General features: G+C 44.0%; 26 protein-coding genes. 19 read left to right on the top strand and 7 right to left on the bottom strand.

What is annotated here, in order from left to right; genetic code table 11:
• Positions 1 to 17: 17 nt before the first annotated feature.
• The 5 genes from BN1067_RS17045 (at position 18) to BN1067_RS17030 (ending at position 4,839) form a co-directional block, all read left to right on the top strand.
• Entirely contained in the window at positions 18 to 422 is a 405-nt protein-coding gene (locus BN1067_RS17045) for a DUF1259 domain-containing protein (protein WP_053220022.1), read from the top strand.
• Positions 423 to 704: 282 nt separating this feature from the next.
• A complete protein-coding gene (locus tag BN1067_RS19945) occupies positions 705 to 875 on the top strand; it encodes a hypothetical protein (RefSeq protein WP_199868474.1) in 171 nt (56 codons plus the stop codon).
• 159 nt (positions 876 to 1,034) lie between these two features.
• A complete protein-coding gene (gene ltrA, locus BN1067_RS17040) occupies positions 1,035 to 2,291 on the top strand; it encodes a group II intron reverse transcriptase/maturase (RefSeq protein ID WP_053220021.1) in 1,257 nt (418 codons plus the stop codon).
• 234 nt (positions 2,292 to 2,525) lie between these two features.
• Positions 2,526 to 3,719 (top strand): formate-dependent phosphoribosylglycinamide formyltransferase, encoded by a 1,194-nt coding sequence (gene purT / locus BN1067_RS17035; protein WP_053220020.1) that lies wholly within the window; start codon positions 2,526 to 2,528, stop codon positions 3,717 to 3,719.
• A gap of 31 nt (positions 3,720 to 3,750) precedes the next feature.
• Entirely contained in the window at positions 3,751 to 4,839 is a 1,089-nt protein-coding gene (locus BN1067_RS17030) for a threonine aldolase family protein (RefSeq protein ID WP_053220019.1), read from the top strand.
• A 256-nt stretch (positions 4,840 to 5,095) separates the two neighbouring features.
• Here BN1067_RS17030 and BN1067_RS17025 read toward each other — a convergent pair whose 3' ends face one another.
• A complete protein-coding gene (locus tag BN1067_RS17025; protein WP_053220018.1) occupies positions 5,096 to 5,392 on the bottom strand; it encodes a hypothetical protein in 297 nt (98 codons plus the stop codon).
• Positions 5,393 to 5,520: 128 nt separating this feature from the next.
• Between BN1067_RS17025 and BN1067_RS17020 the strand changes: the two genes are divergently transcribed.
• From BN1067_RS17020 to BN1067_RS16995, 5 genes are all read left to right on the top strand, one after another.
• Positions 5,521 to 5,700 (top strand): hypothetical protein, encoded by a 180-nt coding sequence (locus tag BN1067_RS17020; RefSeq protein WP_053220017.1) that lies wholly within the window; start codon positions 5,521 to 5,523, stop codon positions 5,698 to 5,700.
• A 314-nt stretch (positions 5,701 to 6,014) separates the two neighbouring features.
• Positions 6,015 to 6,398, top strand: coding sequence for a hypothetical protein (locus BN1067_RS17010; RefSeq protein WP_199868551.1), 384 nt, complete (start codon positions 6,015 to 6,017; stop codon positions 6,396 to 6,398).
• 688 nt (positions 6,399 to 7,086) lie between these two features.
• Positions 7,087 to 9,000 carry a threonine--tRNA ligase gene (gene thrS / locus BN1067_RS17005; protein ID WP_053220015.1) on the top strand — a complete coding sequence of 638 codons (1,914 nt, stop codon included), beginning with the start codon at positions 7,087 to 7,089 and terminating at the stop codon, positions 8,998 to 9,000.
• A gap of 43 nt (positions 9,001 to 9,043) precedes the next feature.
• Positions 9,044 to 9,277, top strand: coding sequence for a hypothetical protein (locus BN1067_RS17000; protein ID WP_053220014.1), 234 nt, complete (start codon positions 9,044 to 9,046; stop codon positions 9,275 to 9,277).
• Positions 9,278 to 9,334: 57 nt separating this feature from the next.
• On the top strand, positions 9,335 to 9,784 hold the full coding sequence (locus BN1067_RS16995) for a GNAT family N-acetyltransferase (RefSeq protein WP_053220072.1): 450 nt from the start codon (positions 9,335 to 9,337) through the stop codon (positions 9,782 to 9,784).
• 68 nt (positions 9,785 to 9,852) lie between these two features.
• Here BN1067_RS16995 and BN1067_RS16990 read toward each other — a convergent pair whose 3' ends face one another.
• Positions 9,853 to 10,746: a fructose bisphosphate aldolase gene (locus BN1067_RS16990; protein ID WP_053220013.1), complete on the bottom strand. Its 894-nt coding sequence runs from the start codon at positions 10,744 to 10,746 to the stop codon at positions 9,853 to 9,855.
• 504 nt (positions 10,747 to 11,250) lie between these two features.
• Here BN1067_RS16990 and BN1067_RS16985 point away from each other — a divergent pair.
• Together BN1067_RS16985 and BN1067_RS16980 are read left to right on the top strand one after the other, a co-directional pair.
• A complete protein-coding gene (locus tag BN1067_RS16985) occupies positions 11,251 to 11,577 on the top strand; it encodes a DUF4440 domain-containing protein (protein WP_053220012.1) in 327 nt (108 codons plus the stop codon).
• Positions 11,546 to 12,715, top strand: coding sequence for an amidohydrolase family protein (locus tag BN1067_RS16980; protein ID WP_053220011.1), 1,170 nt, complete (start codon positions 11,546 to 11,548; stop codon positions 12,713 to 12,715). The genes BN1067_RS16985 and BN1067_RS16980 overlap by 32 nt, the downstream gene beginning before the upstream one ends.
• A gap of 41 nt (positions 12,716 to 12,756) precedes the next feature.
• Here BN1067_RS16980 and guaC read toward each other — a convergent pair whose 3' ends face one another.
• Positions 12,757 to 13,740: a GMP reductase gene (gene guaC, locus BN1067_RS16975; RefSeq protein WP_053220010.1), complete on the bottom strand. Its 984-nt coding sequence runs from the start codon at positions 13,738 to 13,740 to the stop codon at positions 12,757 to 12,759.
• A gap of 262 nt (positions 13,741 to 14,002) precedes the next feature.
• On the opposite strand from guaC, the gene BN1067_RS16970 reads away from it, so the two are divergent.
• The 4 genes from BN1067_RS16970 (at position 14,003) to BN1067_RS19940 (ending at position 16,088) form a co-directional block, all read left to right on the top strand.
• Positions 14,003 to 14,662: a ribonuclease H family protein gene (locus BN1067_RS16970; RefSeq protein WP_053220009.1), complete on the top strand. Its 660-nt coding sequence runs from the start codon at positions 14,003 to 14,005 to the stop codon at positions 14,660 to 14,662.
• A gap of 273 nt (positions 14,663 to 14,935) precedes the next feature.
• Positions 14,936 to 15,289, top strand: a complete 354-nt coding sequence (locus BN1067_RS16965; protein ID WP_053220008.1) for a PadR family transcriptional regulator — start codon at positions 14,936 to 14,938, stop codon at positions 15,287 to 15,289.
• Positions 15,276 to 15,938 (top strand): permease prefix domain 1-containing protein, encoded by a 663-nt coding sequence (locus BN1067_RS16960; RefSeq protein ID WP_053220007.1) that lies wholly within the window; start codon positions 15,276 to 15,278, stop codon positions 15,936 to 15,938. The genes BN1067_RS16965 and BN1067_RS16960 overlap by 14 nt, the downstream gene beginning before the upstream one ends.
• A gap of 12 nt (positions 15,939 to 15,950) precedes the next feature.
• Complete coding sequence (locus tag BN1067_RS19940) at positions 15,951 to 16,088, top strand: hypothetical protein (protein WP_199868550.1); 138 nt, start codon at positions 15,951 to 15,953, stop codon at positions 16,086 to 16,088.
• Between the two features lie 142 nt (positions 16,089 to 16,230).
• On the opposite strand, the gene chbG is transcribed toward BN1067_RS19940, so the two are convergent.
• Together chbG and BN1067_RS16950 are read right to left on the bottom strand one after the other, a co-directional pair.
• Positions 16,231 to 16,929, bottom strand: a complete 699-nt coding sequence (gene chbG / locus BN1067_RS16955) for a chitin disaccharide deacetylase (protein WP_053220006.1) — start codon at positions 16,927 to 16,929, stop codon at positions 16,231 to 16,233.
• Between the two features lie 38 nt (positions 16,930 to 16,967).
• Positions 16,968 to 17,684, bottom strand: coding sequence for a GntR family transcriptional regulator (locus tag BN1067_RS16950; RefSeq protein ID WP_053220005.1), 717 nt, complete (start codon positions 17,682 to 17,684; stop codon positions 16,968 to 16,970).
• Positions 17,685 to 18,013: 329 nt separating this feature from the next.
• Here BN1067_RS16950 and BN1067_RS16945 point away from each other — a divergent pair, with 329 nt between their 5' ends.
• The 3 genes from BN1067_RS16945 to BN1067_RS16935 all read left to right on the top strand — a co-directional run bounded on the left by BN1067_RS16945 (position 18,014) and on the right by BN1067_RS16935 (position 20,690).
• Complete coding sequence (locus BN1067_RS16945) at positions 18,014 to 19,300, top strand: PTS sugar transporter subunit IIC (RefSeq protein WP_110943541.1); 1,287 nt, start codon at positions 18,014 to 18,016, stop codon at positions 19,298 to 19,300.
• A gap of 170 nt (positions 19,301 to 19,470) precedes the next feature.
• The gene (locus BN1067_RS16940; protein WP_053220004.1) at positions 19,471 to 19,785 is read left to right on the top strand and encodes a PTS sugar transporter subunit IIB; all 315 of its coding nucleotides are present in this window, start codon (positions 19,471 to 19,473) and stop codon (positions 19,783 to 19,785) included.
• A 149-nt stretch (positions 19,786 to 19,934) separates the two neighbouring features.
• Positions 19,935 to 20,690, top strand: a complete 756-nt coding sequence (locus BN1067_RS16935) for a YkgJ family cysteine cluster protein (protein WP_053220003.1) — start codon at positions 19,935 to 19,937, stop codon at positions 20,688 to 20,690.
• Positions 20,691 to 20,960: 270 nt separating this feature from the next.
• Here the strand turns inward: BN1067_RS16935 and BN1067_RS16930 are convergent, their stop codons facing one another.
• Complete coding sequence (locus tag BN1067_RS16930) at positions 20,961 to 21,722, bottom strand: ABC transporter permease (RefSeq protein ID WP_053220002.1); 762 nt, start codon at positions 21,720 to 21,722, stop codon at positions 20,961 to 20,963.
• A complete protein-coding gene (locus BN1067_RS16925; protein ID WP_053220001.1) occupies positions 21,719 to 22,450 on the bottom strand; it encodes an ABC transporter ATP-binding protein in 732 nt (243 codons plus the stop codon). Before BN1067_RS16925 ends, BN1067_RS16930 begins: the two co-directional genes overlap by 4 nt.
• Positions 22,451 to 22,486 lie beyond the last annotated feature (36 nt).

Here is a 22,486-nt window from a genome sequence, read left to right as displayed (position 1 = left end):
AAGGAGGCCGGTATTTTATGCATACGTTTGATACAATGTGTGAGCAATTTGCTATCATTCTAAATGGAGAAAGCAAAGTCAATCGGGAAAGCTGTTCTGTTTCCTTACAACGGGAATTCCAGGTGACAGTCCAAGGGTATCCAAGCAGTTCCGTCGTACCGGCTGTAGTTGGCTTCGAATCGATGGATAAGCGGGGCAACGCAATATGTTTGGCGGAAATAGCTGTCTTGCAAGAAGAGATTCCCGCTTTTCTTTTTGCTTTGACTCAACAAGGCCTGATTGTCAGTGCTTTGCATAATCATTGGTTGTTTACCAACCCTGTTATCATGTATGTCCACATTCAGTCTGTCGAATCGCCGATACACTTCGCCCGCAAGATGTCGCTTGCCTTTTCTTATTTGAACAGTTATCCGATTGCATGACAGCAAACAGCCGTGGAGAACAAATGGACAGTATGCCTGCTTTGAGGCATACTGTTTTTCTGTGTGCCTGGCATGTGCGCACGCTCTAGGGTTCAAGTCCCGAACGGTGAAGGCCATTGTAACCGTTAGCTGAAGGCAAGGGTGTCCGGGGCGACCCGGAATCTGAAGGAAGCCGGAGGCAAATCTCCGACCCGAGGAACACGAATCTCATAGAAGGCTGACACGCTGGGACGAGGTGGCAGAACACACCAAAATCCTAATGGCCGAAGGGAGTGTCAGTAAATGAGGCGGGTACATGGAGAGGAAGTTTGCGCACTTACCCGGGGAGGTCTGCCGGAAACGCGAAGTGCCCTTCGCAACCTGTTCAGTGATGGACAGCTGAACCGGCAGAAGTCAGCCGAGGTCGTAGTACCTATGTGGCTCGAGACACGTAGGGAAGGACCGAATCTTTAAGGAAGAGCGGTCCTTTCGGATGCATCCTTCTGTAAAGACATAGCCAACTCCGTAGGAGCCTGCTCAAAGGAGGAAGTGGTGAAGTCCGCGGGGACTTTGAGAGGGTGGAACAGAAGATGAAACGAAGAAAGAACACCGCTCGCGTAGGAGAGATATCGAATGATGGAACGCATTTTATCACGGGAAAATCTCATACAAGCATTGAAACGCGTGGAACGCAATAAAGGGAGTCACGGTGTCGACCACATGCCCGTACAAAACCTGCGAAGCCATGTAATGGAACACTGGTCTACCCTGCGTTCTGAACTCGAGAAAGGGACCTATCAACCTGCTCCCGTACGTCGAGTCGAAATCCCGAAACCAGACGGTGGAGTAAGGCTGTTAGGTATCCCAACCGTGGTGGACCGTTTCATCCAACAAGCCATAGCCCAAGAACTAACCAAGGTTTTTGACCCTATCTTCTCGGAACACAGCTATGGGTTTCGCCCGAAACGAAACGCTCATCAGGCAATACGCAGGGCGAAAAGCTATATCCGGGAAGGCAACCGCTGGGTTGTCGACATGGATTTGGAGAAATTCTTCGATAAGGTCAATCATGACAAGTTAATGGGACTTCTGGCGAAGTCCATCAAAGACAGCAAACTTCTCAGGATTATCAAACGGTATGTGAAATCCGGGATTCTCATGAATGGGGTATGCGTACGTTCAAGTGAAGGGACGCCGCAAGGTGGTCCGTTAAGTCCGCTTCTGGCAAATATCGTTCTTCATGAATTGGATAAAGAACTGGAAAAGAGGGGGCATCGCTTCGTCCGGTACGCGGATGACTTTCATATCTATGTATCCTCTCGGAAAGCAGGCTATCGGGTGATGAACGCCATCACTACTTTCATTGAAAAGAAACTTCACCTAAAAGTGAACCGGAAGAAGTCAGCTGTCGACCGACCATGGAGAAGGAAGTTCCTAGGCTTCAGTTTCACCTCATACGGGACACCGAAGGTGCGCGTACACCAGAGAAGTGTCAAGCGTCTGAAGGAAAAGATCCGGGAGTTAACATCGAGGTCGAAGGGATGGAGTATGGAATACCGTATTCGGAAGCTGAATCAATATCTTATTGGTTGGTGCGGATATTTCGCTCTGGCAGATACGAAAAGTATCTTCTCGAGACTGGATGCCTGGATTCGCCGCCGGCTGAGGATGTGTCTTTGGAAAGAATGGAAACGCCCAAAGACCCGTAAAAGAAAACTGATAGCTCTAGGGGTTCCAGGGTGGAGAGCCCTTGAATGGGCGAATACCCGAAAAGGCTACTGGCGAATTGCGGATAGTCCGATACTACACAAAACCCTAAACAACTCTTACTGGAATCGTTTAGGGTTACGCAGTTTATACCAACGATATATTTTCTTACGTCAATCTTAAGGAAACCGCCGTATACGGGGCCGTATGTACGGTGGTGTGAGAGGACGGAGGTTAATCGCCTCCTCCTACTCGATTTTGTTGTACTTATCATTACTGCAAGCTATCCTTATCCTGGATAAAAAACGTACATTAAATTATAATTTTATAATAACATTCGGTTTACAGGTTGAAGTGATTATGTTTTTATTAAGATGTAAGGATGATGTTCGTAAATTAGGAAAATGGAGGGATAGCATGATTGGGGTATCAGAGCAGGGGAAAACAGTGAAAATGGTATTGCTTGGTTCTGGAGAGCTTGGAAAAGAGATCGTCATGGAAGCACAGCGACTAGGAGTGGAAACTGTCGCTGTCGACCGTTATCCAGGAGCTCCGGCTATGCAAGCGGCTCAGCGTTGCCATGTGATTGATATGCTTGATGGTGAACAATTGCGAGACGTCATAGAAAATGAGCAGCCGGATATTATCGTTCCGGAAATCGAAGCGATCGCTACAGATACCCTGATGGAATTGGAACAGGAAGGTTTTCGTGTGGTTCCGACTGCTTATGCAGTAAGAATGACGATGGACAGGGAAGGGATTCGTCGTTTGGCAAGTGAACAGCTTAAGCTTCCGACAGCTGGTTATGCATTCGCCGAATCTTTGGAGGAATTAAAACAAGCCGTACATACAATCGGGACGCCGTGCGTAATCAAACCCTTGATGAGTTCCTCGGGAAAAGGCCAGACAGTTTGCCGTACAGAGTCAGATATCGTAGCTTCCTGGCAGGAGGCCATGAAAAGCGGGCGTGGAAAAAATATTAGGGTGATTGTAGAAGAATTCATCTCCTTCGATTCGGAAATTACGTTGCTTACGGTACGTTCTTCAACCGGGACGGTGTTTTGCCCGCCTATCGGTCATAAACAGCAGGGTGGGGACTATATTCAGTCATGGCAGCCGCACGCAATGCATGAGACACAAATCAGGGAAGCAGAAAACATCGCTCAAAAAATCACCGATGAACTGGGAGGTTACGGCGTCTTCGGTGTAGAATTGTTTATTACGAAGGATGGCGTGTATTTTAGCGAAGTATCTCCGAGACCGCATGATACCGGTATGGTAACATTGGCTACGCAGGACTTATCGGAATTTGCGCTCCATGTTCGGGCAATTCTGGGACTGCCTGTTGACGATGTAAGACTCATTTCGCCAGGTGCCAGCCAGGCGGTCAAATCGACTATTGAAAGTAAGTCATACGGCTTAGAAGGGGTAGAACAGGCTTTGCAAATCCCCGGTACTCAAGTGAGCGTGTTCGGAAAGCCATCAGCGACTGTTGGTCGACGGCTGGCTGTCGTGCTGAATAAAGCGGAAAATGTTCAAATTGCCAGGCGGCAGGCAGAAGATGCTGCGGCCAAGTTACAGGTGAAGCGTTTGGACTCTGTTGGCATTTGATTCATTTATCAAGTTGGAGAGGAATGGGAGCATGGCAAAAAACTTAGCCGAGGCGTTCAAACCAACGTCTTACAAAATATCCGGCCACACACCCCGTAATGTACAAGTGTTAAAGCATGCCTTAGAGCAAGTTGACGGAGAAATGTTAAGCGATTTATATGGCAAAGGGGAGGTAATCGAAAACTTTCAGCATAAAATGGCAGACTTTCTGGGGAAAGAAGCTGCTGTATTTTTTCCAAGCGGCACAATGGCCCAACAGATTGCGCTGAGGATTTGGGCGGATGAAAAGCAGGTAAAGCGGGTCGCCTATCATCCGCTATCCCATCTGGAGATCCATGAAGAAGACGGGTTGAAGGAGCTTCACCATATTGAGACTGTATTGCTGGCGGACGAAACCCGTGTAATCGAGCTGGAGGATGTTACGGGATTGGATAAAGAGATTGCTTGCCTGTTGTTGGAGCTGCCGCAGCGGGAAATCGGCGGTCAGCTACCATCCTACGAAACCGTGGAAGCTATCTCGGATTATTGCAGAAAACGGAAAATCCGGCTACATCTTGATGGGGCAAGACTGTTGGAGATCCTCCCTTATTATCAAAAATCGGCTGCAGAGATATGTGCCCTATTCGATAGTGTGTACATTTCCATGTACAAAGGGTTGGGTGGTGTGGCCGGAGCCATTCTTGCCGGTGATGTGTCTTTTACAGAAACCTCGAAAGTTTGGAAGCGTCGGCACGGCGGTGATCTTATCAGTCTTTATCCATATATTCTTTCCGCCGATTACTACTTTGAAAAATACAAAGAAAAAATGGGTCACTATTATCAGGATGCACTCCAATTGGCAGAGCAGTTTAATCAATGTCCGTACATTTCAACATTGCCAGAAACCCCGGTATCGAATATGTTTCATGTTCATTTAGCTAAACCAAAAGATGAAATTGAGCCTATTCTTGTAGAGGTCTATGAGGAGACCGGGGTAGGGCTCACCAGTTATACCAGAGAATCGGGCGGGGAAGCGTGTTACTTTGAAGTTAGTATCGGCGATGGCTACGGTGACTTGCCGAAAGCAGCGCTGGAAGAAACTTTCACTTTGCTTAAGGAGAAACTAAGGGATAGAGGATAATAGTAAAGAAAGAATGTCATTCTTAAGATAAAAACTTTGGATTCTTAGTCCTTGGCGGTAGGATTTTTCAACTGTTTAACCCATATGGAAAATAATAACGATGAGTATTTCCCTCATCATATAGAAGCACTTGGATTTTCTAATTTAATCCAAGTGCTTTTTCCTTCGCGCGCAATTACTCCTTTAAGAACAACGACGATATGATTTCATTCTTCAAATTTAAGCACAACCCAGCTTTAGCATGTTAATGGTTCATTTATGATCCTATATTTTTCAACCATTCCCGTAGCTTCGCTTTCGGATAATATACTTTACTATTAATGATGATATGAGGAATATCAGGGAAATCCTGTTTTAACGATTCCGCATCTTTTTTTGTGATCCCCAGAAAATAAGGAATGTCACTCTCCTTCAACAATTGTTGGTCATCATCGTCACTAATTGCGTCTATCAATCCTTTTGTTTCTGGGTTTTTGAAATTTTTCAGTCCTTCTCCGATAAAGTATCCAGCCACAGCTATTCCAACTGCCAGCCAGAAAAAATCCAATTCCATGGTACCTTTCCCCCTAATTTTCTTATCGTATTATTTATGTTTACGTCTACCATCGTTTGAAAGTTTCATTTACAGATATAGAATGATGAGGTGGGTTTAAAGCATGCTACTTGGTAGGAGGTGAAAATATGCTGTTAGATGGACAGGATGAACATTTTGACGGTGAACGGGAAGGTGTGTATAACGATTCGATCGGTAAAGAAATCGGTGTGCAAAGCGATGCGGGTAAAGCATCGGCCAATCCGTTCCATGTGAAGGCATTGAAAAAGGATGAGGAATTGAAGCGATTTGACCGAACACGGAAGTAAGAATTAAAAAAATAACAGCGGTGAGAAAGGAATCCTGCCGCTGTTTTATACTTATAAATTGACACCGCCCATATTCGGATAGCGATCACCAGCAGCCACATGTTGAGGAGATACCTTATCGATTCGATTCAGATCTTCCTTCATTAGGGTAACATCTAGAGCTCCTGCGTTTTCTTCCAAATACTTGATCCGTTTGGTTCATAGACAAAGGGTTTGATGTCTTACATATTCAGTATGAATTGGAAGCCTCTACTTTTAATAAACTGGCAAGAGTAGAGCAATTTAAGGTAATAAGTGAAGCTGTAGAAAAAGTAATGGAGGAAGCCGTACCAGAAGAAAAGTACACGCATGTTTTTTCGGTGGCCAAGTCTATTGGCACTGGCGGACTTGCTCATTTGCTGGGGAAACATAGGACAACACTAGAGATGGAAAAAGTGGTATGGCTGACTCCGCTGCTGCAAGTAGATGTGCTTTATGATTATTTGTGCAAAAGCTGTACGGAGAACTTATTGATTATCGGCGACAAGGACAAATGTTTCGTTAAAGAAAGAGTAAGCGAACTTACTGTGAAGGAAAACTTTAGGACGCAGATTGTCAAAGGCGGCGATCATTCTTTGGAACGGGGGGACGGCGTTTATCATTCCATTGATTGCTTGAAAGAGATCATGCAGGGAATCGATTTGTTTTTGGATGAATAAAGAGTAAAAAACACAGGATTTTACAGGACATGAATTCATTCGAGAAAGCTTATTGTATTTGGGCTGTAAAATACGTTGACGAATCGATATAAATTTTATATAGTAAGTAATAATTTAACAGCGACTAATGCGAGGAAAAGGATAGGCATTTTTCTAACCGGTTTATAGAGAGGGAAGGCAAGGCTGGGAACTTCCCAACGCAGGAGAAAAAGGCACCACCTTCGAGCAGTATTGAGGAAATCAAAGTATTCAATACCGCGGCCGCGGCGATACAGCGGAATGAGCCGTCACTTTCTTTAAGGGAGTGATGGGAAGCTGGGTGGAACCACGGGTCTGACACACACTCGTCCCTTTCGGATAGGGATGCGGTGTGTTTTTTGTTTGCAAAAAATAATAGAGGTAATGTGAGGACAAGGACAATGGTTTTTCCGTAACGGCCTACAGAGAGGGAAGGCAAGGCTGAGAACTTCCCGGTGCAGTCAGAAAAGCTTACCACCTTTGAACAGTCCCGGGGAACTTTTCGTAACCGGACCGCAGACGCTGCGATAAAGCTGTAACGAAGCTGTCTTGTATCATTTTTACAAGACGGAAAGCTGGGTGGAACCACGGGTATGAAACACGCTCGTCCCTTATTTTATAGGGATGGCGTGTTTTTATATCTAGCGATAAAAAAGAAGGAGTGAAAAGTATGGGGCAAAAGGAAATTATCATCCGCTTCCCGGATGGAAGTGAGAGACAATATCAACAAGGCGTTACGCTGGAAGACGTTGCGGGGTCGATCAGTACGTCCTTGCGAAAGAAATCCGTTGTCGGTAGGATGAACGGTGTGCTAGTAGATTTACGCAGCAGTATTTCTAAGGATGCAGAGATAGAGCTGCTTGACATCCATTCGCCAGAGGGATTGAAGGTGATGCGTCATACTAGCGCCCATGTATTGGCACAGGCTGTTAAACGTATCTATGAGAACGTCCATTTTGGCACAGGCCCAAGTCTGGAAAACGGTTTTTATTATGACTTTGAATTGAACAAACCGTTATCACAGGACGAACTGGCACAAATTGAGACGGAAATGCAAAAAATTGTTTCGGAAAACCTTCGAATTGAGCGTGAAAAAGTGTCACGAAATCGTGCAAAGCAATTGTTCGGTGACGATCCACTGAAGCTCGAACTACTTGAAGAAATCCCGGACAGTGAACCAATCACCGTGTACCGACAAGGGGAATTTGTTGATTTGTGCAGGGGGCCGCATCTTCCAGAGACTCGTCATATCAAAGCGTTCAAGTTGACACATGTTTCCGGTGCCTATTGGCGCGGAAACAGTGAAAACCAGATGTTGCAGCGTATTTACGGTGTGGCTCTTGCTTCGAAGTCAGATTTAGAGGATTATTTTGCATTTGTGCAAGAAGCTGAAAATCGGAACCATCGCAAGCTAGGTCGTGAACTGGACCTGTTTATGTTTTCGGAAGAAGCGCCAGGTATGCCTTTCTATTTGCCGAACGGGCAATTCATACGAAATCAATTAGAAGCATTTTTGCGTAATATTCAGCAACAGTATGGGTACCAGGAAGTACGCACACCGTTCATGATGAACCAGCGGTTGTGGGAACAATCCGGCCACTGGAACCATTATAAAGATAACATGTATTTTTCAGAGGTGGATAACCAGCGTTTTGCTTTGAAGCCAATGAACTGTCCAGGACATATGCTGCTATTCAAAGATAAACTTCGATCTTACCGGGAACTGCCGATCCGTATGGCGGAGTTCGGACAAGTGCACCGCCATGAATTTAGCGGTGCGCTGAACGGATTGCTTAGGGTTCGTACGTTTTGCCAGGACGATGCACACATCTTTGTGATGCCAGAGCAAATCGAGGATGAAATTACTTCTGTATTGAAATTGATTGATCAAGTATATAGGGCCTTTGGATTCGACTATTCGATTGAACTTTCGACTAAGCCGGAGGATTCGATGGGGGAGGAGGCGCTTTGGGAAAAAGCAGAAGCGGCTCTAAAAGGTGTATTGGAAAGGCTGGACTACGATTACCAAATCAATGAGGGAGATGGAGCCTTCTATGGGCCGAAAATCGATGTCCATATCAAGGATGCACTTAATAGAAGCCATCAATGCGCGACAGTTCAGTTGGATTTCCAAATGCCCGAAAAATTTGATTTATCTTATGTAGACGAAGCCAATCAAAAAGTCCGGCCGGTCGTCATCCATCGTGCTGTATTCGGATCGATTGACCGCTTCCTGGGTATTCTGATTGAGCATTTTGCCGGTGCGTTTCCGGTATGGCTTGCACCAGTACAAGTAAAACTGATACCGGTGTCCAATCAGATCCATAGTGATTATGTAAAAGAAGTGCAAAGCCGCATGCAAGCTGAAGGAATACGGGCTGAAGTGGATTTTCGTGAGGAAAAAGTCGGCTACAAAATGAGGGAAGCACAAGTAAAAAAGATTCCGTATATGGTGGTAGTTGGTGACAAGGAGCGCGATAGCCAGTCGGTCAATGTCAGGAAATATGGTCAAGAGGTCTCCGAAGAAATGGAATTAAACACTTTTATCGAAGAATTAAAGGAGGAATCTGGTAACCGTTGGTGAATTTATAGGCGCGTGCAATTGTAAATGGGGAGGAGTAATCGTTTTGCGGACAATTCATTTGGTTATTAGCAGCATTGTGCTTATATTTTTCGGGATCGCTATGCTGGTACAATCGTTCAATCCCCCTATTTATCTGATGTTTGGAGTGTTAACGGTACTTTTTGTGGTTATGGGAATAGATAGCCTGAAGACGGGTCAGAAATGGGTTGGATCCATCTTTTTGGTAACTGCTGTAGTTATGTGTTGGACAGCTACGGAGGATTTCATGATTGGCTGAAAAAGGAGGAAAGAGATAGTGAAGCAGAAAGTGGGAGAGCATTACTTATTAAAGAAAATGAGCCAAAGAGAGGCGGAAGAAATCGCCTATAATTGGCATTATCCTGGAGAATACAGTTTTTATGACATGGAAGCGGACGAAGAAGACTTAGCGGAATTTTTAGATGCTGAACGTCGAGCGGATGACTATTTTGCTGTGGAGAAGGATGGTCAATTGATGGGCTTCTTTAGCTTTCGGGAAAGGCAAAGTGGCAAGGTGGAAATGGGACTTGGGATGAAGCCGGAATGGACAGGAATGGGGAAGGGGCTGGCGTTTCTCCAGTCTGGTTTACATTTTGCGTGCAGCAACTATCAACCTACAGCGATTACGTTATCTGTGGCAGCCTTCAATAAACGGGCAATCAAGTTATATGAAAAAGCAGGCTTTGTTGAAACCGACACTTTTAAGCAGAATACAAATGGGGGCAGTTATAACTTTGTTTCCATGGAATGGCACCCTGATCAATAAACAAAGAAAAATGATAAGAAAACCAGCAGTCTCGAAGTGAGCCTGCTGGTTTTCGTATTGGGTCCTAATTATTTTTTGTTTACGGAAGCGTCATAAATGGATTCGACAGAATCCTGCAGTGCAGCGTTGAATTCCTCGTCTGTTTGGTTGACGTTTAGATCAGCGCTCAATGCCCGGGAGAAGCTTGCAATCAATCCATCGTTTTCTTTCAACTTCTCATTGGCTTCATCACGGGAATACCCGCCGGAAAGCGCGACAACTCGTACCACGCGAGGATGGTCGATCAATTCCTTATACGTGTTTGCTACAGTAGGAATCGATAATTTCAACATTACGTTGTCTTGCTCATCCAGTTTATTTAAATGCCCAAGAATTTCGTTTTTCAAAATTTGCTCGGATTTTTCTTTTTCATTACTGTGAATATCTACTTCTGGCTCAATGATTGGTACTAGACCAGCTTCAATGATTTGTTTTCCGATTTCGAACTGTTGTTCAACGACAGCTTTAATCCCTTCTGGATTGGCTTCTTTGATGACAGAACGCATCTTTGTTCCAAAGATATTACGTTCATTTGCACGCTTTAATGTTTCGTCTAAATCGTGAATAGGCTTCATCAGCTGCACACCGTTGGATGCTTCTGCTAATCCTTTATCGACTTTCAGAAAAGGAACGATCCCTTTTTCATCTGCAAGGTAGTCAGCGGTGTATTTACCTTCGATCTCCCGGTCCATGGTTTGTTCAAATAAAATGGCTCCTAGAATACGCGTAGAGTCAAAAGCAGGAGACGTAATGATGCGGGTCCGCATTTCGTGCACAAGGTCAAACATCTCATCCTCGTTTGAATAAGCGTCTTCTGAAACACCATAACCAGCCAGTGCTTTCGGCGTACTGCCGCCACTTTGGTCAAGGGCTGCAATAAAGCCTTTTCCGTTTCTGATTTTCTCCAATTGATTTGCTTGCATCTTTCCACTCCTTTACCGTTTTTCAATCACTTCTTCTGAATAGTGATAGAACAGAAGAGAGTTTCCACCCCTTAGTTTAGCCTAATTAAAAGAAAACTTGTAGTAATCGGACTTGACGTTAAAAAAAGAGCAGATACTAAAAATAAGGAAGTCCCACCCCTTCTAAACAAGCAAGCTTTAAGATGGTTGTGTTCTCCTGTCACTATTCTATTTTGTTCTATAACCCATTAGGCAAACCAGCTAAACACAAATCCATGCATCATCTGTCGGACATTGACAGATCGAGCCGCAAAGCAAAGGTTCCTATAATCGGTTCGCATGTAGAAAAATAGTTTTTATAGCTTCCTGCATACGAAATAGTTGCAGGAATATCGTCATTCATAAAGAAATTAGTTTTAAAGGAGGAGAGGGGAGGGGGGACTTGCAGATGGAAGAACTAATTGCTGCGAAGGTTCATCGGATGAGAGAACTTCATGAAAACTTTTCCAAGGGTCTTACCAGGAAATGAATGATCATTATTCGGATCACTTTGTCGGCAAGCTTTACATGCCCAGGGAAGATAAGGTACAGACCTTCACAGGGGAGGAAATCAAGCGGGGTAACAAAGAAGCGGCAGCTTATAATTATGGAAAGGATATAAAATTTTCTTATTCGGACTTGAAAATTGTTCCACAATCCGATCATCAAGCGGCTGTGTCCTACCAAATCACCCATCAGTCAGACGGTAAACTAGTAAACGCTCTTTCGTTGGAAGTATGGAAAAAAGAACATGACGGGGAATGGAGAATGATTAGGTGGTATGAGGAAAAAAGTGCTGGAAAGCAGGTCTAAATGGTATTTACTATATTTGTTGGTTTATCTCGTTTTTATCGCGGGGATTCTTTATGGGGTCATGAACCGGGGAAAAGAAGTCACGATTGTAAGTGACACGGATTACCAGCAGGATACCGGTGTAGCAAAATCGGTAGCTGAGATGAGAAACAAACAGGGAAATGAACCGCTGCATGAGGTCTACAAGGACTTGCCGGTCATTGATGTGCACAGCCATAGTGTTCATGATTTACATAGAAGTGAAACGCGGGACATGAGCCATGTAACGACGGGAAAAGACGTATGGGGAAAGTATGGTATCGATAAAACAGTCTTATTCGGAGATGTTTCTGCCCCCTCGGCTGTAAGGACCGACCGTCTTTCCTGGCGTTATTACCAAGAATATCCGGATTTAATTTACCCTTCTTTTTCGGGCTTTCCCTTGGAAAGGGGAGAAGGCGGAGTAGAGAGGGTAAAAGAAAACCTGGAACAAGGTTACCTTGCAGTAGGGGAAATATATGCTGCATCGATTTATTCACCAAGCTCCGATGTTTTATGGAAAGGAAAGCATCCATACTGGGGCGTGCTCCCGGACATCTATCAATTATCGGCATCCTATCGAGCGCCGATTTTACTTCATATCGATCCGCCAGAGGGAACAAATATTAATTATTTAAAAACTGCGCTTCGAAAGCATCCGGAAACAATTTTCATTTTTGCCCATGCCAATGTCTTTAACTCACCAGAAAATCTCGATCCACTGCTAGCAGAATTTGATAATCTTTTTATTGATTTTTTTGCAGGCTTTACTGCATACAACTCCAACAGCAGTCACCAGCTGGAAGAGTTTGTCCCGCTAATCGAAAAATATCCTGATCAATTTTTCCTCGGCTCTGATTCGGGGGTGGAAATCGGAATCGATAAAGCTTATCGTGCGATGTATGAACTGATTGATCAATTAACACCGCATACTGCCGTCAAAGTTGCTTATCAAAATTACGAGCGGTTGATAGAGGAACAGCCGCCAACCGAAACACAGAAACAAACCATCAAAGAACTCGCTAGGGAATTATCCCTTGAAGGGAAGACCTTTCGGCTCAACAAACGAAAAGCAAATGAATTAATCTTTTCCTTGCAGGATCAGTTACGTAGCCAGTAACATAAACAAAAAAAGCGAGCCGGGTTGGGCTCGCCTTTTTATTAGTAGACTTTATCTCCGTTGAAAATCGAATTTTTTACAATAACGTAATCCACATTACGAATGGCTTCAAGCTTGTTGCCGCCTGCGTAGGAAATAGATGATTGCAAATCTTGTTCCATCTCTTTTAGAGTGTCGGCAAGTGAACCTTTATGTTCGACAAGCATCTTTTTACCTTCGACATTTTTCTTTTCGCCTTTTTGGAATTCAGAGGCGGAGCCAAAGTATTCCTTGAAAAGTTTTCCGTCTTTTTCAATCGTTTCGCCAGGAGATTCCTCATGGCCTGCAAACAGTGAACCAATCATCACCATGGAAGCACCAAAGCGGATTGATTTCGCTATATCGCCATGAATCCGGATTCCACCGTCCGCGATAATCGGTTTACTGGCGGCTTTTGCGCACCAGCGCAGTGCTGCCAATTGCCAGCCGCCTGTGCCGAATCCTGTTTTGACTTTCGTGATACATACTTTACCAGGGCCGATCCCGACCTTCGTAGCGTCAGCGCCTGCGTTTTCCAACTCCCTGACTGCTTCCGGAGTACCTACATTACCAGCGATGACAAAACTGGCAGGTAAGTGTTTTTTAATATGCTGAATCATTTCAATGACGGCATTGGAATGGCCGTGTGCAATGTCGATTGTAATATATTCGGGTGTAACTTGTTCGTTGGCGAGTTCTTCTACAAAACGGTATTCCTCTTCCTTCACCCCTACACTAATGGAGGCGATTAACCCGCGTTGTTTCATATCTTTGGTAAATGCAAGACGTTTTTCTGGTTCAAAACGATGCATGATATAGAAATAACCATTTTCGGCTAAATATAATGCAATTTTTTCATCGATAATTGTCTGCATATTGGCTGGCACGACAGGAAGCTTGAACGTATTGCCGCCAAGTGTAATCGTCGTATCGCATTCGGACCGACTATTTACAATACACTTTGCAGGAACTAATTGAATATCTTCGTAATCAAATACATTTTCCATGTTACACACCTCTAAACACGAATATTATAGTAACGTTAAAAAGAATTGTTCGTACATTAGGTAATTTACATCATATTCGCTTGGATGTCAAAGGATATTTGTGGTTAAACCCGAAATAATTCACCCAGTGTACAAATTTTTGTTCGTTTTTTATGAGGATTATGCTTCCTATCTTGTGCTATAATCCTAGCGATCGCGGGAACAATGTCCGTAATACGATTGATTTGAAAGAAATCCCGTTTTTTATTAAGGAGGTTTTGGAATGGATATTCGGATTGAAATGACATACCAGACACCGAAAGGAACGGCTGTCAATTTTATCTCAGAAGAAATGAACCCGGGTAAAGCCATCTTAATGGCAGAAGATTTGGAAAGGACGGGGCGGGCAAAACAAATGACGTTTCTAGACAGCCGGGATTCTACTTGGACGTTGAAGGAATTAAAAAAGTATACAGAAGAAATCAAAACAGAACCTCATTTCATCTCCGTTTACTTTGATGGCGGCTTTGACCGGGAGTCACAGTCTGCAGGTTTAGGGTGTGCGGTTTATTATGAGCAAAACGGAAAGTCTCTTCGGCTGCGAAAGAATGCCCAAGTAGATGAATTGGAAACGAACAATGAAGCGGAATATGCTGCTTTTCATCTGGCATTGCAAGAGCTTGCTTTAATGGAAGTTCATGATCTGCCCGTTACTATTATCGGCGATTCGCAAGTCGTCATACGACAATTAACTGGAGAATGGCCTTGTTACGAAGAGGAACTTTCTAAGTGGATAGACCGGATTGAAAACATGCTTGAAGAACTTGGTATTGATCCTTCCTACCAGCTTGTTTCCCGAAAGCTGAATAAAGAAGCGGATCAGTTGGCTTCACAGGCTTTGCGCGGAATTGCTATAACTGGAACGAGTGAAGTAAAGAAATAGTTAAGTCAGAAAAAATGTTGAAATTGTAAGTCGCAGGCTTATGGTTTCAACATTTTTAATGGCATTTTTAAGCTTGGCACGATGTTAACAGAAAAATGGCAAGCGAAATTTCAAGCCAGGAAACGGGAAGTCAGGGGGGAAGGCAGGGTTGTGAAAACGCATGGTATGTGTTTGATTTTTATCCATTTTCACCTGGCCGATTATTATCCCACACAAATTACCTTGACAGACATAGTAATGTGCTTTAAATTGTATTTAAGGAGGTGAATTTTATTGGCTAGCAAAATTTCGACCGATTTGATAAGAGGTCACACAGATACGATTATTTTGAATGTACTGCGCCAAGGCGACAGTTACGGATATCAGATTTATAAGACCATCATTACTTTAAGTGGCAATCAGTATGAATTAAAAGAAGCGACCCTCTATACCGCTTTTCGACGGCTGGAAAAGGAAGGATATATTGTTTCTTACTGGGGGGACGAAACACAAGGAGGACGCCGGAAGTATTATCGGATCACCGAGGAAGGGGTGGATCGTTACGAACAAAACAAGCAAGATTGGCATTTTGCCAAAAATGTGTTGAATGAATTAATTGAAGGAGGAATTGCGAATGAGGAGAACTAAACAGGATCTTAATCAAAAAGTAAGATCGTATGTAGATAATTTGTTTGCCGGGGTAGGGGAGAGTCAGCAATTATACGAGTTGAAGGAAGAGCTGACCATAAATTTAAAAGAAAAAATAGGCGATTATCAAAAGTCCGGTATGGAAGAAGAAGAGGCTTTCAAAGAGGCGGTAAGTTCATTGGGGGACTTAAGCGGTCTAGTCGAAGATATGAGACAGTTGGGGCAGGATAAGGCGAGAAAATCTGTCTATTCTTCCATGACTGCCCGTATTTCCACAACAGGGTTGATCACTGGCATATTGGTCGGACTGTTCGGGTTATTAACTACAGCCATGCTGTATTTTATGGGATTGCCACCTGAAGCCGTCGTCGGGCCAGCTATTTTTGTCGTACTGGGAGGGGCCATCATCACTTATAGCTTGCTGACCAGGGAAACCGACAAAAAATACGCAATGACCAAGGTACGGGCGATTTTGTATGGATTAGCAGTTGGTTTGATTTTGTTCAGTTTGTATACCGCTTTGACTTCCGGTTTTGCTACGGGTGAAGTCTTTATAGGAATCAGTTCTTTTATGGTGTTTTTTCTGGCTGGCTTCGGACTGCTTCTCGGTCTGCTCTTTACCGGTTCCAACCGGAAAAAACAAGGATGAGGAGATGGAAAGGTGCTTAGCATGCAAAGAGATGAAGCATTGTTCGTTAGCCGAGATATCACCCAGCTGACTGTTAAAAGCAAACGAAAAGCTTTCTCTTTTACTGTACAAAGCAAAAAAGAAAGCTTCCCTGAAAAACAAAGTGTTTAGTGTGTCCCTGTTTCGGGACAGGGACTGTGAGAAGTGTTGCCGCACTTCTCTTTTTTATTATAGCGAATATCGAACATGGATTCCAGGCAGGGATTTGGCTGGATTATTCAAAAGTCCGACCGTGAAATTTCCTAAAGAAAACTTAGAGGATGGTCACCCAATCCGGGACTTGAAGAGAACATAGAATTTCCCTTTCTCGATTACGAGGGGTGCTGTAAGAACTTATTGTTTGTAGCTGCTTATCTGAAAAAGCTGGATGGGTCATAACTTCAACACTTTCTGCTTTTAGGCTCCGAAGCTGATCAAAAATGTTGTAGGTTACCCCTTTCCCATAAAATTCAGTCCATAACACATCGGTCAGCAGTATGTCTGGAGAGTTTTGCAGGGAGGGTACATAGCGAACGGGCACTCGATAGTCTGTAGCTAAGTTGTGGACCAACTCTTTTAATGGCTCCCATCCATGGATAAGGTGATGACTGTCGATATGATGGAGAGGCAGACCTGTAGCAAGAAACGCCTCCAATTGTGTCCGCCATTCTTTTTCCGTTTCTTCAAGATCAGGTACGTTCATTTCTCGAAAATTACTCCGATAGCGAAAGGTTCCTTCTTCGTCTACTAAAAGTCGTAAATCTGGGCAAAGCGCTTTACCCCATGTAAGAACAAGGTGGACACCGACCTTTAAGCTGGGATGGTGCTTTGCCGCTTGGACCGCTTCCTCAACGGCCAGTCCGTTCATCATCATGGTCGCAGAGCTAACAATACCGTTGAGGTGAGCTTCGATAATACCGTCATTCACTCCTTTTGTAAGTCCAAAATCATCCGCATTAACTAAAACCTCCACAAAATCCCCCCTCGCTACCGATTTGTTTTTCTAACAATTCATTCATACAATCGCTCGATAACAAAATTAGTTTTATCTCCCCGAAAGTAGGAGCGGGAGAATTCTATTTTTTTCCCCAGTTTGTTCTCTGCTGTTGTTTCAATATAAAAGAGCGGCAACTCGGCCTCACATTGTAAATGATTGCAAATCAACTGATCAGCAAAGGTGATTTCCACTTGTTCCGTCGTTTTAGCAATATGAACGTCAAAGACATCTTGTAAAGCAGCATAAAGGGACGTTTCGGCATGCTCCTTTGTAAGTCCAGGTGCCACGCTCCATGGGATATACGAAACTTCGTATTGGATGGCTTCCTGATCTGCTAGCCTGATTCTTTCAATGCGTTGAACGGCTTCGTTTCTCGATAAGTCTAATGATTGGGATAGAACTTCACTAGCTGGTATCACCTGGATGTCGAGAAGCGAGATTTTTGGTTTCTTACCCTGACCTGCAACCTGGTCACTGTACCGCTTGATGGTTTGGGAAAGGGTTTGTTTAACTTTTGGATCCGCGACATAGGTTCCCCTACCCTGATGGCGTAAAAGATACCCTTCCTGTGTCAATTGATTCAGGGCGGTTCTCACGGTTGTCCTGCTCACATTAAAAGAGGTACAAAGTTCCAGTTCCGTCGGAATCTTTTCCCCTACTTGAAAGTGTCCCGATTTAATTCTGGTAAGAATCTCCTCTTTGATAAAGGCATGTAACGATTTTTTTTCCATCCCTTAACTCCTATCTCACAAGTCACTTAAATGTTTGCGATAAAAAATTATGACTTTGTCATTACAAAGTTGGTGGTTATTAAATTTGTATGGAAGTCGAATTATTTGTATGATACATTTTTTGTTTTTCAGCAGCATATACATGTCTCGTGACCAATATCTCTTCCTGGTCAGACAGTAAATGTATAAAGAGGGAGTATGTATGACGCATATTTAGCCATGATGTTGAATCCACTGGTCGGTTCAGAAAGAGGTAGTAAACGGGTGCTTGATGAATTGTTGGAAACACAAAGCATATTTACCACAATTTCATGTAGGGGGGAATTAGAATGAATCATCCATTGATGCAAAAGTTTATTGAGATAGCGGGAAGGATAGGGGCTCAACGTCATCTTGTCGCGATCCGTGATGGGTTTGTCGCAATTATGCCGCTTGTGATTATTGGATCGCTTGGTATCCTCATTAATAACTTTCCGCCTTTTGGCAGCTTTGATTTGCCGAGTATTCTAAATGGTATCTTTGGAGAAGGAAACTGGCAAAAGGTGGGGGGAAGCATTTGGAATGGGACATTTGCGGTCTTAGGATTGCTGATTGCCTTTTCCATTGCCTACAACCTGGCAAAGTCCTATGAAATGGATGGGTTATCTTCAGGCTTAATAACGGCTGCTGCTTATATCATGCTTGTACCGGAAACGGCAGACTGGGGGTTGAGCTTCGCCTGGCTCGGCGCTCAAGGCTTGTTTGTTGCCATCATCCTTGCGTTGGTCCTTACAGAATTATTTCGCTTCCTGCTTTATTCCAAGCTTACTATCAAAATGCCTGAAGGTGTCCCTGCCGGGGTGGCCCGGTCGTTTACTGCATTGATTCCCGCATCGATCATATTGGTAATCGTGGGCTTGTTTCAAGCGTTGATGAGTCACTTTGCGGAAATCAGTATTTTTGAATGGATTTTCACCATTCTTCAGGAGCCATTGCAAGGTTTGGGGAATACACTTCCTGCTGCGATGGTCGTATCGTTTCTTAACCATTTATTATGGTTCTTCGGCCTGCATGGCACCAATATTATCGGTTCCGTTATCGAACCGGTGTACCTTCCACTAATTGAAAAGAATCTGTCTTTGTATCAAAGTGGCGTTTCTGCCTTTGATGTCCCAAATATTGTTACGAAACCATTTTTAGACTCCTTTGTATTCATGGGTGGGTCCGGTACGACGATTGCTTTACTGATTGCCATATTTTTTGTTGTCCGCCAGGAAAAAAATCACCCGTATCGGGAAGTGGCAAAGCTTTCGACTCCTGCAGGTCTTTTCAATATTAATGAACCGGTCATTTTTGGCTTGCCGATTGTATTGAATCCCGTCATGTTGCTGCCCTTCATTTTTATACCGGTAATTCTTACTGTGACCGCATACGTTGCCCTTGCCACTGGTATGGTTCCGAAAACGGTGGCCATCCTTCCATGGACCACTCCGCCGATTTTAAGCGGATACCTTGTCACTGGTGGTAGTTGGCGGGGAATTGCCTTGCAGGTTTTTAATATAGCGTTGGCAGTGGTCCTTTACACCCCGTTCGTCATGGCAGGGGTCCGGGCACTGAAACAGCGGATGGAGGGTTGAACAGGAAAGACCATAGGAAGTTTCTTTCACAACTACCTTCACGTTGGGAATGCTTTGGCACGGGAATCTATCTCTTTGCTAAGTGAAGGCTTAGCCTGCCATGCAGCATAAATATAGAAAGGAGTAGCCGATTTTCACAACGGCTGCATACGATAGAAGGGGGAGTCACGATGAAAATTGTCCTGGTATGCTCAGCTGGAATGTCGACCTCTATGTTGGTATCAAAAATGGAAAAAAGCGCAGAAGCGAGACAAGTTGATGTAACCATTACTGCTGTACCGGAATCTGCTTTAAAGCATCATCTTGATGGGCTTGATGTTGTGTTAATCGGTCCACAGGTGTGTTATTTGGAAAAAAAGATAAAAAAGCAATTGGAACCAAAAGGAGTTAAAGTAGAGGTGATTGACCAAATTGCTTATGGCATGATTCAGGGAGACAAAGTACTCGATCAAGCATTACAGCTATACGAAAAAACTAATACATGAAGATCAGGGGGAGGTTGGTGTGGCATATTTTTAAATATGATGCCCAACTGCTTTGTGAGGGGAAAGAGTGAAGATAGGAATGTCCTATTTACATCTCTCGAGAAAAAGTTAACAATAAGAGAACAGCAACGAATAAGGGAGACTAGTAGATGGGCAACTATTTAAGTTTTCAAGAAATCCAGGATAAATGTGGGAATTTACATGAAAAATATCAAATAGATGAAGACAAGTTTTATAACGTTGTGGAAGGATGGGCGGAAGCCAGTACTACTACAGAAGAAAAATTGCTTGGAAGCTTTCGTGGGTTGCTACAGGTAGTCAGCGGGGAAATCGAAACGATTGAAAATACGTTGGAGTTGAAGCCTTCGTGTCGGATGGGCTGTGCTTTTTGCTGTTATTACCCAATCATCATCAACAAGATGGAAGCGAAGCTGATGAAGCAAGCCATTGAAAGCTTTCCTGAAGAACGTCGAGAGAAACTGCAAGTGCATTGGAAGGAGTACCACCGAAAGTATGGCAGGCAGCTGGAAGAACTACAAAGCGTGGAGACAGATGCCGACAAGGATTTTAAACAACATTATCGGCAAAAGCAACTGCCGTGTGTCATGCTCGATACCGTAACGAATCAATGCATGGCTTATGAGATACGGCCCATCCCATGCCGGACCTATGTGAATTATGCAGATCCTGCAGTTTGTGAGAAAAGCCTCATGCCGAAAGAAACCGTAAGTTTCGAATTCCTTTATGGCGAATACATGGGTGCATTAAACGAATTTCTTCAATACCTTTATGAAGAAGAAAACACAGCCTTCATCGACTACCCAAACGACCTTTACACACAAGACTACCTGTTCAACTGGTTCAAAGACGGGGACAGTCCCCAAAACCGCCAGAAATCATTGTAGAGATTGATTTAGAACGATGTGGGGTCAGTCCCCAACCGGAAGTTTTTTAAATCAATTTCCGGATGGGGGACTGACCCCAAAAAGGGTTGATTTGATTGCTTAAAGAGAGTGAATGTTGATAAGACAAGGGTTAAGAACATTCAAGGTATGTCCCTGATTAGTGACGTTATAGCTGTGAATAGGTTCCGGGGACAGTCCCTCCAGCGGTGGTCGGGTATCGACACATGGCTGGAGGGACTGTCCCCGGTTTTGTTCAGATTTTTTCCGGTTTTATTCGTTCATTCTGCTTTTTTCGAGCTGCATGCGTTCGTTGAATAGTGTCGGATAGGATAGGTACCCGAGTAAAATGCTTGTTACGACAGCGGTTGTCAGAAGAAGAAATAAAATAAGCAATTGAAATTGGACGGCTTGGACCGGGTCAGCCCCTGCAATAATTTGCCCGCTCATCATTCCGGGGAGTTGTACAAGCCCGATTGTTTTTTGGCTCTCGATCGTTGGAATGGTACTTGCCTTGATGGAAGCGATCAACTGTCTATGAATCGCTTGCTTGGGCGTACCTCCCAAGGAAAGGATCAATTCCGTTTCGTCCTCATGGTCTTCCACTTCTGAGGTGAACCGGTTCAGAAACAATATTGACAGCACCATAGAATTCCCGATGATCATCCCACTGATCGGAATGATATATTGGGGTGTGGCCGGCGTAATCGAAAGGCCTAGCAAAATTCCCTGGGTCAGTACTTCGACAATGACAAAAGTAAGAATCAGCTTCCAGGTAATCCCCTGAATCGACCTGCCTTTACGCCGGGCGTTTTGCGTAGCTGCTGCAATCATCAGCAGGACCATTAACAAGATGTATATAGGGTTTTCGGCATTAAATACATATTGCAATAGATATCCGACTATTAGCAGCTGAATGATAGAACGAATCGATGCAATGATAGTATCCTTTTCCAATTCCAGTTTCAGCACTTTTGATAATACAAGTGGAATAACGACAAAAATGAGTGCGAGGGACAACGTAAGGTAACTCATGAATCCTCCCCCCTGACAAACTGTCTGACATGTTCGGTTGAAGGGTTGTTCAATAAACTGCTTTCCCCTGTTTCCACGACTTCTCCAGCAATCATCACCCACGTATAGTCGCCGATATCTCGCGCTTGTTGGAGATTGTGGGTAATCCAAATCATCGTTGTCTGATAGATTTGATTGATTTTTACAATTAATTTTTCAATATCCTGTTGTGACACACGATCAAGGGAAGCGGTAATTTCGTCTAACAGTAAAACGTCAGGTCGATTGACAAGCGTACGGGCGATTGACAGTTTTTGCCGCTGCCCTCCGGATAAATCTTTGATGTTTTGGTCAAGGGTGTCTTCCTTCAGCCCGACCAAGTCGAGAAGCTCCTGGGCATCTTCCTCTGCAAGCTGCTTTTCTTGTAATTTAAGCGGAAGGGCCAAGTTTTCGTAGACACTGCCGCTTATCATCGTGGCGCTTTGTAAAGCGACTCCTACTTTGCGACGGAGGTCTACTGGATTGTATTCCTCGATAGGTTTACCCTGTACAAAGATATCACCGGAGCTTGGTGCTCGCAGCCCGTTGATCAAACGGAACAAACTAGTTTTACCAGCACCAGATGGTCCGACCAATGTGGTTATTTTTCCCTCTGGAAAAACCCCTGTCACATGTTTCAAAATCTCTTGTCCGTCCACTGAATAAGATACATCTTTCAGCTGAACGGCTTCTGTGAAAGTTGCTGCCATCTTTCATGTCTCCTTTAATAGGCTCTATTTTCAGTA

The sequence above is a fragment of the Virgibacillus senegalensis genome (genome assembly GCF_000821245.2).
Taxonomy (GTDB): Bacteria; Bacillota; Bacilli; order Bacillales; family Amphibacillaceae; genus Sediminibacillus; species Sediminibacillus senegalensis.
This window is presented reverse-complemented; position numbering and strand designations above follow the sequence as displayed.